Raw genomic sequence first — 13,724 nt, 5'->3', positions numbered from 1 at the left:
TTCACCCCTTCTGCAGCACTTTTACGCCTTGTTTTTGTTCGGCCACATCGAGCACATGCTGATACATCCGTTTTGTCTGTTCTTTTTTTGCACGCTGCGTGAACATCGCGGAACTGCCGACCATCACGAGTAATTGCTTGGCGCGCGACAACGCGACGTTCAATCGGCGGTAATCTTTCGCGAAGCCGATATCGCCGCGGTCATTGTGGTTATTGCGGACCATGCTCAGGAGGATAATCTCCATTTCGCTGCCTTGGAATCGGTCGACCGTGCCGGTGCGGATCAGTAGATGCGGCAAGCGCATTTCCTGGTCGATCATGCGCTGCAGCCGTTTGACTTGTTCGCCGTAGAATGAAATGACACCGACCGTTTTCAGCTCATCCGATGGAATCCGTCCGGCCGCTTTCGCTTCGGCCACCGCATCGTTAAGTTCCGCCAGCAGGCGGCTGATTTCTGCAAGTTCCGACGGGTTGAATAAGCTTTTCCCGCCGCTCATGCGCTCCTCGAAATACGCCGGTTCGTTCGGCAAATCGAGCCACATCAAGTGGTTATGGCGTTTGACGGATGCCGACTCAAGGAAATGGTCGCGTTCTTTGTCTGAATCAGCCAAGCCGCATTGCAATTGCACATTCTCGTCTTTGTAGAACGGCGAGATGGTTTCCATGATGTCTTTGTGCATGCGGTACTGGATGGCAAGCATCGTCTTGTTGGTTTCTGGCAAGTTTTTATATAAGCGTTCGAACAGCGATTCTTCGAGCAGTTTTTCGAGTTCGCGCTTTTCTTCAAAACCGCTGTCTTCTTTGATCATTTCTTCTAAGGTCTCTTCCAAAGTATCGTTGCCGAGCAATGGCGGCAATTGATGATGATCCCCGACCAAAATGACTTTTTTGCCTTTGAGCATCGGCAGTAATAGTTCAGGAGGCGTCGCTTTCGACACTTCATCGACGATAACGACATCGAATACCGGATAATTGTCCTGAAAATCCTTGCGCGCTGATGCCACGCAAGTCGTTCCGATGACATTGGCGTGTTTGATATACAGTTTGCGGATTTCATCCAAATCGTGCTCGTTCGCCGACTCGAGCAGCCCGATCCATTGCTTCTGCACCGATTGCAATAAAGGGAAGTTTTTCTGCTCTTGCTTGAGCGATTCCACATCGAATGACAAACTGGCGAGTTGTTTCGCGGTTTCTTCGTACGCTGCTTCTGGATCCATTGAAAGAATGGTTTCCAAAGCTTGAAGTTCCTGCTCTTTCTCTGTTTGACGCCGCACCGCTTCGGCAAGTTGCGCTGCAATCTCCACGATTCGCTGTTCGGCTTTCTCAAATGCTGTTTGTTCATCGAGCAAACGGGCTTGCTGCTGCTCCAAATCTGCTGCCGCTTGAACCGAATCACTTTGGTCTTTCCGTAGCTGCGTCAATTGCATTTCGTGATCGGCAATCGCCTGTCTGATATCTTCCGGTACTTCAATCGAGACAAACAAACTGACCACTCGTTGTTCGATGCGCGAAAGTTCTTCACGCTGCTGTTCGAACTGCTCAAGCCCCCGTTCGTCCAAGTCCAGGTAGCGCTGCCTTTGCTTTTCGAGTTCGATGTACAGCGCTTTTTTCAATTGGCCGAATGCACGTTGCGACTCTTCTATATAAACATCGGCGGCTTTTAGCATCGCGCCTCTCCGCCAAACATCGTTCTGCCGTTTGTATAAGCCGCTCAGTGCTTTCGTGAGCACGCTCGAATCGATGTGCTGCGAATTTTTCAGCACACCGCGCAGCTTTTCAAGAAACTCATCGATATTGGCCGAGGTGAATGATTCTGCTTGCAACAAGGCGCGTTCTTTCACTTGCGCCGCATCGATGCCAGAACTTCCGAGCAATTTCTCGACATAGCCGATCGCTGAAGTGACACTGGTATTATAGGCTTCGAGTTTTTTACGCTCGGCCATCTTGTCGCGGATCATATCGAGTTTGCTGAGTGAGAAAGTGATTGCCGGCACTTCTTCGATCTGTTGTTCATTCATCACATCAAGCAAGCTGTCGATTTTCTTCATGCTCTCGACTGTTTCGAGCACGGCTTGCTTTTCCTTAGCTTTCACCATCACCTCATCGCGTTTTTCTTCAATCAATGCCATCTCGCGGCGGAGTGCTGATAACTTTTCATTAAGCTGAGTGGACTCACGTACGCGTTCGAGTTGCTCGATCGTTTCAGTTGTTTGCTGCTGTTGTTTTTCAAACCATTCGGGCCCATGCCCGCTATCGATCAAACTTTGCGCTTTATCGATTGCCGTTTGCAGAGCGTCCATTTTCTCTTGAATGCTTTGCTTGCGGCTTTTTGCTTGCCGCTGTTCGAGCTCGAATGCCCGGGTTTTATTTTGCAATGGTTCGATGGATGACTGCAATTCGCGTTGTTTCGCTTGGGCTGTCTTTTTATCTTCCACGGCTTGCTTCCATTTTTCAAAAACCGGCTGCAATTCCGCGTAGGCTTGTTGCGTTTCTTTAAGCTTGTGGGCGACTTCTTGTTCGCGAATTTCACGCGCCTCGAACTGCGCCGTGATTTCTTTTAAGGTGTGGTCTTTCCAATACTGGCCGACGTTTTCTTCGATGAATTTCTGTCCGTCTTCTTCGATGCTTTCGGTGCGCCCGACGCGCAAGATGCGAATGTCTTTATGGGCAAGCAAACGCCCGAGCGCATTATCGACTGCCAGATTCGACTGGGAAGCAACGAGCGTGCGCAAACCTTTTTTCGCATTTTGCAGGCAGATTTCCGAAATGACCGTCGTCTTACCGGTTCCGGGAGGCCCTTGAATAACGTATAAGTCTTCCGCTGACATCGCCCCTGTCACCGCTTGCTGCTGGAATTCATTCAAGCGGTTGTGAAACTCGAGCTTTGGCATTTCTTTTAGCGGCGCCACATTCGGCCGCTCCTCGAACAACAGGCGGTCGAGCTGGGGATTGACCGCGAGGCCTTTCTCGAGATTGGTGAAGCCCTGGCGCAATCTCCGGATTTGGCTGAGTGCCGCGAAATTGCTGAACACGACTTCCTTCTTATGAAGAGCATGCGCTTTTTCGCGCAGTTGCTTGATGATGTATGGGTTCAATTCGATTTCGATCGCGCGGTTTTTCGTCTTGAAGACCGAGCCGACATCGCCGTCGATGCCGGTCAAGCGGACGCTCAAATTGCGCAGGTTTTTCCATTCTTTGTCGTCCATGCGGCAGCCCGTCAAGGTGATGCGGCTGAAGTCGTGGCTGAACGCTAGATTCGAATAACCTGTCTTGATATCCGGAATATCCATGCCCTGTTCCTGGATTTTCAAATAGCCTTCCCAGCTCGAGATGCGCTTTTTCACGTAATCCGAACGCTCTTTCGCCGGCGTCATCCGGTTGATCAGATTCATGAACGCCACCGGCACCGGATCGCGCGAATTGTTGAACTGAATCGACTCCTCGCGCTGCCAATTGGTCCCGAGCGCTTGATAGGCTTTTCTGAGCGTCACGTTGGTCACCAATAATTGATGGTTGGCGAACACGCAGTGAAGCACAGCGAGTTGCCCTGACGCTTGATCCGTCAGCCGCCCTGTCTGTTCTGCACTGAACAGCAGCGCAACCGAAAGAGAGCCATCCGCAGTCGACGGATAGCGTTCAAGAAATACTTGAAACGGTTTGTCCGCCATAAAAAATGAGCGTTCGCTGATGCCGAACCCTCTCATCTTTTCCGATGCGGTTTTAGTTAGACGTATAGACGTCTGGTATGTTTTTGTCTGCGTTGCCATTGTGTCATCACCTGTTCCGCCAAACTGAAAAAGCCGTAAAGCCTAGCTGTTCCTTCGGGTTTTCGCTGTCGATCGTATCTTCTAATCATATCACCTGCAGGGCCCTTATGTTTTCTGAACTTATGTATTTTAAAGGAAACCCTTCTTTTGCCTCACACAATTTCACGCATTGTAGAACTTGAAACTTTATTGCGTAAAAAGCGTAAACCATTAAAGGGAGATGAAGAGTATGAAGCACACAGAAAAGAAATGCACAGATTGCGGAGGGAATTCGTTTGTCCAAGCGATGGATTTCGTCAACTTGCGCCCATTGAATAAGAAAATGTCTTTCGGTTCGGAACGGGTCTTCACGGTTTGCCTCGACTGCGGTGAAGTCGTTTCCATCAAAGTGAAAGAGCCGAAAAAGCTTTTGCCCTGAGTGTTCATGGTCAACTGAACGTAAAAAACCTGCGGCTCCCCGGCTGGTTCAAGGCCGGCCATCGAGCGCACAGGTATTTTCGGATATTTTACACTTCATTTCAGTTTATTGCGCGGTATAGCCGCCGTCGACCAGGATGGTGGTGCCGGTGGTGAAGTCATTTTCACTAAGGAAAATGATCGCGTGGGCGATTTCATCCGCGTTTCCGAGACGGCCGATTGGATGCTTGCTGACCAGCTGCCCGTAGAATTCTTCGCCGAGCGCTTCACGGCTTACCATGCCGGATTCGACATAGCCCGGCGCGACGGCGTTGACGCGGATATTATGCTTGGCATATTGGAGCGCCAAGGATTTTGTCATGAGGTTGACCGCGCCTTTTGATGCGTTATAGGCAAATGCTGCTCCTTCGCCGACACTTCCCAGAATCGATGAAGTATTGATGATGGCGCCGCCTCCATTGTTCATCATATGGCGGATGGCGTGTTTCGCGCCGAAGAAAATACTGTCTTGATTGACCGCAATGACTTTATGGTAATCTTCATAGCTTAGCTCATGCGTTTCCGTAAGCGCCCCGATACCGGCGTTGCTTACGAGCAGATCGATGGTGCCGAACTGATCGATCGCGAAATCGATCATCTCCTTTACCGAATCCTCGCTTGCTACATCCACTTTAATGAACAGGATGTCGCCGTCATTCTTCAAGTTCTCTGCCGCCTGTTTGCCGCCTTCTTCATTAAAGTCGGCTATGACCACTTTCGCGCCTTTTGCCAAATACGCTTTCGCTGCTGCCAGCCCGATGCCGGAAGCCCCGCCTGTCACCACTGCCACTTTGCCTGCCAAATCCATCCCAATCGCCTCCAATTCCAAATTTTGTATCATGTTTATCTTATCAGAATTATCCATCAATTTATAAGTTATTTCGGTGACTTTTCTTCCAGTTCCTTCATTAAATTGTAAATCTTTCGGACAGTGTTGACGTTGCGGACGGTGACCAGCTTATACAGCTTGGTCCCGACGATTTTTGCCATTCCACTTTTCATTACATCCCCTCGGTCGACCGACCACAGAATTGCCCCGGGCACATATTGAACACGGTCGATTTCTTGCTTCAAGAGCAATTGTTCCAGCACGCGTTCATCATCGGCTTGTTGCCATAAAAACAATACATCGCTTTTCAAGCGTTCATCGTTTGCCCATTCCGGTGGGACCGCTTGTGCAATACGGCTATATTCGTCGAATGAATAAACGAGCACCTTGATGCGCAGTCCGAAATGTTCAAAAATCGCCTGTTCAGACACAAACGTCACTTGCTCTTTATTGCGGGCGTCTTCGAAGACGATATTCCCTGAATTAATATACGTTTTGACCGACGACATGCCTGCTTGTTCGAACGCTTCTTTCAGTTCTTTCATATTGATTTTATTGTTGCCGCCGACATTGATTCCGCGAAGCAACGCTGCATAGATCATGGACATCTCCCCTTTTGAAAAATAGTGTGCCAGCAGATTGGCATGGCCATTATGCAGGCTGTCAATTAACACTTGATAATCGTATTTTCCGAAGCTTATCGCTCGCTTTCCGTGGGCTCGCGCCCAAGCCTCCTCAGCCGCTACGCGTCTTGCGGGGTCTCGGTCGTCTCGCTGATCCACTGGAAAGATAAGATCGACCTATGGGAGACCTTATCTTTGCGAAAGTAATGCGCAGCATTATTGAGCAGAAGGGGTTACGAGCGAACGCTTCTCCAAATACATAGATAGGTCATTGATTATTGAATGTCGAAAAGCTACGCACTTTGTTTGCTTATAGCGGACTACGAACTTATTCAACACTCTGTCATGTCAATCGATTTTTAGAAACCTAATTTTTGACGGAGTTCTCATACAAGGCGTACAGTAAGGACAACTACACGAAGGAGGAGTTCTTAGATGAATGATATTCCATTAATCGTGACAACCGATTGGCTAGCCGAGCATTTGGATGATCCTGATTTGCGGATTGTGGATGCCACTGTATTCATGAAATTTCCGGAAGCCGGCGGGCCGCCGGATGTCGAATCCGGCAAAGAGTCCTTTGCACAAGGCCATATCCCCGGAGCCGTGTATGCTGATTTGCTCGGGGAATTGACCGATAGCGAATCGGATTTGCCATTCACCGTTCCGCCGCGCGACGCATTTATCGACAAAATGACCGAGCTCGGCATCGGTGACGGCACACGTACCGTCGTCTATGACCAAAACGCACTCGTCGGCGAATCGGTTGCCGCTTCGTACTGGGCTTCGCGCCTCGCATGGCAATTGCGCTACGAAGGATTCGGCCAAATCGCCATTTTAGAAGGCGGCTTACAGAAATGGCAGGCGGAAGGCCGCGACTTATCAACAGACCAAGCGTCCTATCCAAAAGCCAGCTTCTCAGGGCAGCGGCGCAGCGAGATGCTCGCCACAAAAGAAGACGTTCGAAAAGCCATCGATGACGAACAAACCATTCTCATCGACAGCCTGTCGCCAGAAGAATACGAGGGCAGCCACATCCCGAGCAGCCAAAATGTCTTTTTCGGTGTTCATGCAGACGAACAATCAAAAGCATTGTACGATGATGAAAAACTGCGTGCTGCCTTTGAACAGACCGGCGCACTCGATCCCGGCAAAAAAGTCATCACGTATTGCGGAGGCGGCATCGCGGCAACGTGGAACGCCTTGATGTTGAATAAACTCGGACAGCCCAATGTGGCCGTATACGACGGCTCCATGAACGAATGGACAAGCGACCCTTCCTGTCCGGTCGTCAAAAGCGAAACCCGCTAATACAAGAACACTCCCGGCCAACTTCTGATGGCCGGGATTTTTTTGCCTGCGCGACCGATCCATCGTCCATTGGAAACTACTCGATTTTCTTCTTACGTTTCAGCAGCTTCTTCTTTTTCTTTTCAGAAACCAAAGGCTTCGGGGCCGGATTGTAATCGTCGGCATACATGCCGGTATAGGATTGGTACCATTTGAATAAATGCACGAGAACGACTTTGAGAACTGCATAGGCCGGTATCCCAATAATGACGCCGGGCAAACCGAATAAACTCCCAGCTGTCAGCAGCACGGCGATGATCGTCACCGGATGGATATTCAAGCTGCTGCCGAGGACAAGCGGCTGCACAACGCGCCCTTCCAATGTCTGTTCGATAATGAACACAATCAGCACTTTCAAAAGCATGAGCGGTGGATGCAGGACAATGGCGATGATGAAGATCGGAATGACCGCGATAAAGGTCCCAAGAAATGGAATCAAATTCAAGGCGCCCGCCAAAATCCCAAGCGTCAGCGCATACTCTAGGCCGATGATGCTCAAGCCGATCCAGAACATTAGCCCGACAAAAAATGCTACGAGCAGCTGACCACGGATATACTGGCTGATCTGCATATTCATTTCACGCAGCAATCGGTAGGTCTGTTCCCGCATATGCGAAGGCACAAATTTCATAATATGATACGGCAAGTGATGGCCGTCCTTCAATAAATAGAACAAGATGAAAGGCGTCGTGATCAAGGCCAAGACGGTCGTCGACACGATGCCGAATACATTGCCGATGCCGCTCACCGTCGAACCGAAAAAACCGCCGACTTGATCAGTAATCGTGGCCGTGATGCCGCCTTCTTCCCCTGTCAATTGTTCCTGCAGCCCTGCCAAAAATTCACTTTCAAAAAATGTATCGATTTTGGCGATAAAGCTGGCCAAATAATCTTGCCAGTTTTCCAGCAAGCTCAGCGATTGTTCGCGGATTACCGGAATCAACGCCGTAACTCCCCATGCGAGCAAAGCGAGAATCACTACAAAAACAATCGTAATGCCGCCGAGCCTGTTGATTTTTTTCGTTTCCATCCAGTCAATCAGCGGGCTCAATAAATAATACAGCACCCCGGCCATGATCAGCGGCAGCCCCATGACACTGATCAATGCAAGAAGCGGCGCGAAAATGAAGCTGATCCTCGGCAACAGCAGGATGTTCACTTGGATCAATAAAAGAATGATCAGTACTGATACCGCTTTATTGTTCAGCACCCACCTCACGAACCAGGAAGCGGCAAGGCTGAACGCTGTTTTATTCTGTTCCGGTCCCATCGAACCCACCCTCTCCAACAACACAATTGGTTTTGTCTTGTACCAGACACGGTGCGCCGGCAGCAGTGGCAGAGTTCGTGATTACAGATAAAGTACCCCCATCCCTGCCATTTCACACCGCTCCGCCCGTTGAGAATCAGAACTTTTTTAAGACAAAAGCTCCCCAGCATTTGCTGGAGAGCTTTTGGGTCATTTATTTTTGCAGCCGTCCGACGAATTCATCCAGACGCTCCAAGGTATCGATGTGTTCATTGCAGGTTTCGCTGTTTTGGCAAATATAATTGCCGCGCTTGATGAACTGATCCTGAGTGGAGCCTTTCGTTTTCGCGATGAACATGCCGACCTCACTATGGCGGTTGCAGATCGAGCAGATGCCTTGTTTCGAACTGCGTGTGAAGCTGCCATGGATTCCCTGCAACTGCCCGTCTTGTTCCGTTACCAAGTACATCACATTCGAACTTTCGATCCAGCCCAAATAAGATATACGCTTAAAGTCCAGTGACTCAAGCTTCGGCCCTTTCAACTTTTTCGCTTTCGGAAACAGCTTTTTCAATCCCACAGGCGACACTTGTTTAAACGGTACAAGATAAGCTTCCAACTTCTCCAAATAAGCATCGGTTTGCGCTTGATCTGTAATATCGGTCAATTGCCCAAGCAGCGATGACTGTTCTTCAGTAACTGATGGAAACAAGCCGGAAACCTTTTCCTGCGCCAAATGCCTCAGGACATCCACCACTTCGCGGTCGTTGCTCGACGCCTTGCCATTGACCAGGATTTTCGCCTGGTTTTTGATAAAGTTAAACTGGTCATTGCGGATGAATGCTTCCACCCGTCTGCCAGAAATGTTGTTCTCAGCACGGTTCTGTTCTGTTTGCGTCATTGTAAGACACTCCTTATAAAGTAGATTCTTTTATTTAATAAGGAAGCCGTGTGCTGAAATGACGCGTGATGGGCGATTCAATTCTTGCTTGCCCCACACAAAGGATCGCCATTCCATACAGGCTTTGCGTGAGTTGTTCCTGACGCTGACAATTGATTACGGATTGCCATCTGATATCACCCCTTTCGCTGTAATTTTTTCTCATCTCAAATTAAGCTATTGAATTGCCTACGCCTTGCTGGAGTATGCCAATTGATGATCGACGAACACTTTGCACTCGATCGTAAAAAAACCGCCGACAGTGGCTTTCAAGTCTTTTATGCCTTCAGAGGTTTTCAGCTTGCCGTTCAACTCCCCGCCAAAACTGAGCCCCAGATTTTCATCCTGCAATTGGCCGTCTACGAATAATTTTTCGCCTTCAAACCATCGATTTTCAATGACGATATGTCGGCCTTCATGTGTGAATTCAAAGCTTTTCTTCATTTAAGCCCTCCTTGGGAAATTCAACTTTTTTCCACTATCATCCATTTCTTCTTTAAGTTTATCATAATAGTCCGTCAATAAAAAACAGCATCCTGTTAGAAGCGGATGCTGTTTAATCTGTGATTTCAATTATTTATTTGGCTTGTTGAAATCGACGGTGTCGTTCAGTTCACTGTCATTATCACCTACGGAATCTTTGCTCGTCAGTTTTTGCGCAAACTTCTTCACGGTTTTCAGCGTATTGCCTGACTCCCAATATTCCGCAGTTTCCGGTGTTACTTTGATCAGCACGACATTCGGGTCATCGTAGCTGGTCTCCAGCATTTTATCGAAGATCGGGTTCCAATATTTCTTCTTGCGCTCCAGGTCTTCCATAAATTCAGCCGTGCCACTGACGGAGACGTAGGATTTTCCGGCATACGCCAAATTAACTGTCGGGTTCGATGCAATCTCATCGTATTTATCCGTGTCTTTCAAGGTAACGAACCATAAATCGCCATCGAACTCGGTCTCCTGCGTTTGCATTGGGCGCGACACGGGCTTCCCATCCACGACTGTCGTCATCATCGCGACCTTGATATCCTTAATGAGATCTTTGACCGTTTCCACTGCTTCTTCATGTGTATGCTGTTGTGCCATCTTATTTCTCCTCCATTCAACTAGTAACCTGCGATTAATTAAGTACAGTCTCTTAGTTTCCCGCAATGAATTGTCGCTAAACTTTGGAAGAAATCCCTGAAAAAGTATGCGTTTTATCCAGTCATATACATGCCGAGATTTACGCATTCGCCTTTCTTGCTTTCCATTTTCCCAGCACCGCTTGTTCCTTATCGTCATCAAGCCCTGCTTTACGCTCCAAAGCATCTTGCCTGAGCTCCCATTCACGCGTATCGCGGATGGTTTCAAAAAGCGGGCGGAACGTGAGCCCTTTCCCAAGCGCTTTATCGATATTAAGCGACAGGAAGCCTTCCATCTGCTCGCTATCCGGTATCCATAAAGGCAGCTCCATCCAATAACCGACTTCATTTTCAAGGAGGAACGCTTCATCCATCCAAACGAATTCCGCATCGCTCTTCGACGCTCTTTTGCATTCGCCTAAAAAGGCTTCCATCGTCAAGGCCGATTCGGGCCCAGCCGCATTGAAAATGCCGCTGTCCTGTTGTTCGACCATACGGATGATCCATTCTGCCAAATCCCGGACGTCGATAAATTGGATACGTTTGTCTTTGCGGCCGGGCGCCAGCACTTTGCCGCCCTTTGCGACGCGGTTGATCCAATAGCTGAAGCGGCCCGTGAAATCATATGGCCCGACAATCAGTCCAGGGCGGACGATGAGGCTATGTCCGGGAAATTGCTTCTCCACTTCCTGCTCGCATAAAAATTTGAGTTCGCCGTAGTATTCATTGGCAGGCGGATTGGTCATCCCTTTCGTCATCTCTTCCGCTTCCGATAGCGCCAATTGGCCGACGGGATGCTCCTCGTCGATTCCTGGGCTTTCCAATTCATCGTAGACGGAAGCACTGGAGATGAAGGTGTAATGCCCCGCACGTTCTGCAAGAAGCTTGGCCGATTCACGGACTACACGCGGCACAAAGCCGCATGTATCAATGACTGCGTCCCACTCGCCCTCTTCAAGTGCAGACAAATCACCTCCACGGTCGCCGAGCAATTTCTCCACTTCTGGAAAAAGTTCCGGATTTTCTTTTCCACGGTTGAACAGTGTGACTTCGTGCCCCTGCTTTAGCGCCGACTCCGTTAGAAAGCGCCCCAAAAACCGGGTGCCGCCGAGAATCAGGATTTTCATTGCGATTCCTCCTATCGCTACTTTTTATGGTCAATACGCTCAGAATCCATCTTTTCAAGCATATTCGCCAAAAAATTTTCAAAGTCCTTCCTCTCTGGATTCGATATTAATTGGCGCAGCCTCCTTTAGTTTGAATATTCTAATTATTCATTGTAATTTAGGTTCATTTGCTATATAATAGTAGTGCCTAAATTATCGGAAACGAATGATTTCTGTCGTTGCGCATCCACTAACTCCGTTTGAAGAATTGGCGATTGTTTTGGCGACATCAGTTGAAATAGACATCAAGATTTCCCGCACCGTTTCAAAACTATGAGGCGAAGAACGATTCGAACCTCACTTCCCGTACCCGGAGCACGAACGAGGAGGAGCATGGTATGTGGAATATCAAAAAAAGCGTCTATATTGACCGGCCGATTGATGAAGTCTACCATACCGCAATCGACCCGACCCACTGGTTCCAATGGTATGTGGGCCTTTCGGAACCTGAAAAGCTGGTTGGCCAAGGAGAGACCGGAACGACCATGGACATGAAATACACGATGCTGGGGATGCATTTGCCGATCGAAGTCGAAGTAGTGGAAACGGGCAAAGATGGCAACGGCTATTCATGGAGAGGCACGGTCAAGGGAGCAATCAAATCCGATCAGTTCTGGACATATGTGCCTGAAGGAAAAGGTGTTGAAATTTCCTTGGACATGAACTACGAGCTGCCTGGTAAATTGGTGGGCAAAGTAGCCAATAAACTCATTATCCAAAAACTGATGAACAACTCCATGGAGCAAACCTTGAACAATTTAAAAGCCGTCTGCGAAACATCTGACACTTACAGCATGAATGCGGACTGAAACCCCGTTCGCCAATCCACCAACTGATCTTGGCATTCGCCAATTTAAAACAGCTGCCCCTTGGGATGGAAAATCCATCCGGACAGCTGTTTTTTCGTGGCTGCAATATTGACTTGCATCCACAACGTTTCAATTATTAGTTCTTGATTTTTTGTTCAGCGACCAACTCTGCTTGAACGATATACCGATCCGGAGCATAGCCGATAAAGTCGAAAGGATAACAAGTCGTCAAAGTCAGAGTGGATTCCTCTTTTTTGACAATGACTGTTCGATCATCTTCGTGCGTGATCCACGTATCCGTGACTTCATAAATAAAAATTTCATCGCCGTATTGCACATGAAGCAGATCGGCTTTTTCGAGTTCACCTAATCTAGTAAAGACCGTATCCCGATGGCCGCTTAGAACGGTATGGCCATAACCGCCTGGCACCGTCGTCAAATCACTGACGAACATGCCGACGCCTTGAGTCAAGGTCGAAGGATCCGTCCCCCAGTAGATGGAATATTTTTGCTCAATCTTGGGGATAAGCAGTGTAGCGATATTCGCTCCTGCCTCTTCTTGAATATCGCTTGTGAAAACGGGAGTCGGCTCTTCGATGGAAGGTGGCGTATAGATCATTTCTTTTTCCAGTGTCTGAGCCACTTCCGCCACTTCATCCGCTTCTTTTTCAGTGAAATCCTGCGCTGCTGTATGGCCGGTATTCCATTCCAAGAAATTCACTATGACAATACTTAAACCAATAAACAGGAGCACCAAGCCCAACCAACGCTTCATTTAGCTTCACCTCGCAATAAAGAGGCTGCCCCAAAAGGTCATGGTCATGACTTTCAAGGACAGTCCTTTTTTAGATTTGAATAAAGCGGCGGAGATTCAATCCCGCTGATCTTTTGTATGAGTGCTTATTAGACAGCCTATTGTTGCTCGGCTGTTTGTCTCTTTCTACGGAATAAGAGCAATGACCCTGCCCCGGCAACTCCAGCGCCGAACAGCATCATCAAAGGTCCGTTCGAAGCAGTGTCCGGCAAAGCTGCGCCATCCTCTTCCACTTCTACGGCCTCTTCCTGATCACCAGAAGCTTCGTCATCAGATTCGGCAGCTTCTTGGCTCGCTACATAATCATCGTATTCTGATTGACTAACTTCACAAGCGAGTCCGTCATTATCACGGTCGAGGTCATGCGGGTCGTTTTCTGCACTATACCCGTTTGTGTACCAAAATTCCATGACTTCTTCGTGGCTTGAAAAATCACCACAATCTTTATCGACATGTTCATCAGCTGCTACGTTCAGAGAAGCTCCTACAAATAAAAGCGATCCCATAAATATTCCAGTAATTCCTTTTTTCATATTATTCTCCTTCCATTCCCTTTATTTTCTTGCTACAACAAATAATAGTCTGAATTAACAAATAATTC

The 13,724-nt window shown here is 48.4% G+C and carries 13 protein-coding genes; 3 read left to right on the top strand and 10 right to left on the bottom strand.

What is annotated here, in order from left to right; genetic code table 11:
* Nucleotide 1: 1 nt before the first annotated feature.
* Entirely contained in the window at nucleotides 2-3,766 is a 3,765-nt protein-coding gene (locus M1Q06_RS04105) for an AAA domain-containing protein (RefSeq protein ID WP_434401812.1), read from the bottom strand.
* Nucleotides 3,767-3,995: 229 nt separating this feature from the next.
* On the opposite strand from M1Q06_RS04105, the gene M1Q06_RS04100 reads away from it, so the two are divergent.
* Nucleotides 3,996-4,184, top strand: coding sequence for a hypothetical protein (locus M1Q06_RS04100; protein ID WP_434401810.1), 189 nt, complete (start codon nucleotides 3,996-3,998; stop codon nucleotides 4,182-4,184).
* Between the two features lie 105 nt (nucleotides 4,185-4,289).
* Here the strand turns inward: M1Q06_RS04100 and M1Q06_RS04095 are convergent, their stop codons facing one another.
* Entirely contained in the window at nucleotides 4,290-5,030 is a 741-nt protein-coding gene (locus M1Q06_RS04095; RefSeq protein WP_434401808.1) for an SDR family NAD(P)-dependent oxidoreductase, read from the bottom strand.
* A gap of 68 nt (nucleotides 5,031-5,098) precedes the next feature.
* Nucleotides 5,099-5,653 (bottom strand): DUF1697 domain-containing protein, encoded by a 555-nt coding sequence (locus M1Q06_RS04090; protein WP_434401806.1) that lies wholly within the window; start codon nucleotides 5,651-5,653, stop codon nucleotides 5,099-5,101.
* Nucleotides 5,654-6,109: 456 nt separating this feature from the next.
* Between M1Q06_RS04090 and M1Q06_RS04085 the strand changes: the two genes are divergently transcribed.
* Nucleotides 6,110-6,985 (top strand): sulfurtransferase, encoded by an 876-nt coding sequence (locus M1Q06_RS04085; RefSeq protein ID WP_434401804.1) that lies wholly within the window; start codon nucleotides 6,110-6,112, stop codon nucleotides 6,983-6,985.
* A 76-nt stretch (nucleotides 6,986-7,061) separates the two neighbouring features.
* Here the strand turns inward: M1Q06_RS04085 and M1Q06_RS04080 are convergent, their stop codons facing one another.
* The 5 genes from M1Q06_RS04080 to M1Q06_RS04060 all read right to left on the bottom strand — a co-directional run bounded on the left by M1Q06_RS04080 (nucleotide 7,062) and on the right by M1Q06_RS04060 (nucleotide 11,461).
* Nucleotides 7,062-8,294 carry an AI-2E family transporter gene (locus tag M1Q06_RS04080; RefSeq protein ID WP_434401802.1) on the bottom strand — a complete coding sequence of 411 codons (1,233 nt, stop codon included), beginning with the start codon at nucleotides 8,292-8,294 and terminating at the stop codon, nucleotides 7,062-7,064.
* A 193-nt stretch (nucleotides 8,295-8,487) separates the two neighbouring features.
* Nucleotides 8,488-9,174 (bottom strand): FusB/FusC family EF-G-binding protein, encoded by a 687-nt coding sequence (locus M1Q06_RS04075; RefSeq protein WP_434401800.1) that lies wholly within the window; start codon nucleotides 9,172-9,174, stop codon nucleotides 8,488-8,490.
* A gap of 228 nt (nucleotides 9,175-9,402) precedes the next feature.
* Nucleotides 9,403-9,657, bottom strand: coding sequence for a hypothetical protein (locus M1Q06_RS04070; protein WP_101189719.1), 255 nt, complete (start codon nucleotides 9,655-9,657; stop codon nucleotides 9,403-9,405).
* A gap of 129 nt (nucleotides 9,658-9,786) precedes the next feature.
* Nucleotides 9,787-10,296, bottom strand: a complete 510-nt coding sequence (locus M1Q06_RS04065; RefSeq protein ID WP_434401798.1) for a pyridoxamine 5'-phosphate oxidase family protein — start codon at nucleotides 10,294-10,296, stop codon at nucleotides 9,787-9,789.
* Nucleotides 10,297-10,435: 139 nt separating this feature from the next.
* Nucleotides 10,436-11,461 (bottom strand): NAD-dependent epimerase/dehydratase family protein, encoded by a 1,026-nt coding sequence (locus tag M1Q06_RS04060; protein WP_434401796.1) that lies wholly within the window; start codon nucleotides 11,459-11,461, stop codon nucleotides 10,436-10,438.
* A gap of 377 nt (nucleotides 11,462-11,838) precedes the next feature.
* On the opposite strand from M1Q06_RS04060, the gene M1Q06_RS04055 reads away from it, so the two are divergent.
* Nucleotides 11,839-12,309 carry an SRPBCC family protein gene (locus M1Q06_RS04055; RefSeq protein ID WP_434401794.1) on the top strand — a complete coding sequence of 157 codons (471 nt, stop codon included), beginning with the start codon at nucleotides 11,839-11,841 and terminating at the stop codon, nucleotides 12,307-12,309.
* A 136-nt stretch (nucleotides 12,310-12,445) separates the two neighbouring features.
* Here the strand turns inward: M1Q06_RS04055 and M1Q06_RS04050 are convergent, their stop codons facing one another.
* Both M1Q06_RS04050 and M1Q06_RS04045 read right to left on the bottom strand, forming a co-directional pair.
* Nucleotides 12,446-13,084: a class D sortase gene (locus M1Q06_RS04050; RefSeq protein ID WP_434401792.1), complete on the bottom strand. Its 639-nt coding sequence runs from the start codon at nucleotides 13,082-13,084 to the stop codon at nucleotides 12,446-12,448.
* 137 nt (nucleotides 13,085-13,221) lie between these two features.
* The gene (locus tag M1Q06_RS04045) at nucleotides 13,222-13,656 is read right to left on the bottom strand and encodes an excalibur calcium-binding domain-containing protein (protein ID WP_434401791.1); all 435 of its coding nucleotides are present in this window, start codon (nucleotides 13,654-13,656) and stop codon (nucleotides 13,222-13,224) included.
* Between the last annotated feature and the right edge of the window lie 68 nt (nucleotides 13,657-13,724).

It is taken from the genome of Planococcus sp. 11815 (genome assembly GCF_051096385.1).
Lineage (GTDB): Bacteria > Bacillota > Bacilli > Bacillales_A > Planococcaceae > Planococcus > Planococcus citreus.
The sequence above is the reverse complement of the archived record's forward strand: the minus strand, read 5'-3'. Positions and strand labels throughout refer to the sequence as shown.

Bases quoted from the DNA above. Each gene is read 5' to 3' on its own strand.
- M1Q06_RS04105 (WP_434401812.1), bottom strand. From the start codon at position 3,766: ATGGCAACGCAGACAAAAACATACCAGACGTCTATACGTCTAACTAAA.
- M1Q06_RS04100 (WP_434401810.1), top strand. From the start codon at position 3,996: ATGAAGCACACAGAAAAGAAATGCACAGATTGCGGAGGGAATTCGTTT.
- M1Q06_RS04095 (WP_434401808.1), bottom strand. From the start codon at position 5,030: ATGGATTTGGCAGGCAAAGTGGCAGTGGTGACAGGCGGGGCTTCCGGC.
- M1Q06_RS04090 (WP_434401806.1), bottom strand. From the start codon at position 5,653: ATGATCTATGCAGCGTTGCTTCGCGGAATCAATGTCGGCGGCAACAAT.
- M1Q06_RS04085 (WP_434401804.1), top strand. From the start codon at position 6,110: ATGAATGATATTCCATTAATCGTGACAACCGATTGGCTAGCCGAGCAT.
- M1Q06_RS04080 (WP_434401802.1), bottom strand. From the start codon at position 8,294: ATGGGACCGGAACAGAATAAAACAGCGTTCAGCCTTGCCGCTTCCTGG.
- M1Q06_RS04075 (WP_434401800.1), bottom strand. From the start codon at position 9,174: ATGACGCAAACAGAACAGAACCGTGCTGAGAACAACATTTCTGGCAGA.
- M1Q06_RS04070 (WP_101189719.1), bottom strand. From the start codon at position 9,657: ATGAAGAAAAGCTTTGAATTCACACATGAAGGCCGACATATCGTCATT.
- M1Q06_RS04065 (WP_434401798.1), bottom strand. From the start codon at position 10,296: ATGGCACAACAGCATACACATGAAGAAGCAGTGGAAACGGTCAAAGAT.
- M1Q06_RS04060 (WP_434401796.1), bottom strand. From the start codon at position 11,461: ATGAAAATCCTGATTCTCGGCGGCACCCGGTTTTTGGGGCGCTTTCTA.
- M1Q06_RS04055 (WP_434401794.1), top strand. From the start codon at position 11,839: ATGTGGAATATCAAAAAAAGCGTCTATATTGACCGGCCGATTGATGAA.
- M1Q06_RS04050 (WP_434401792.1), bottom strand. From the start codon at position 13,084: ATGAAGCGTTGGTTGGGCTTGGTGCTCCTGTTTATTGGTTTAAGTATT.
- M1Q06_RS04045 (WP_434401791.1), bottom strand. From the start codon at position 13,656: ATGAAAAAAGGAATTACTGGAATATTTATGGGATCGCTTTTATTTGTA.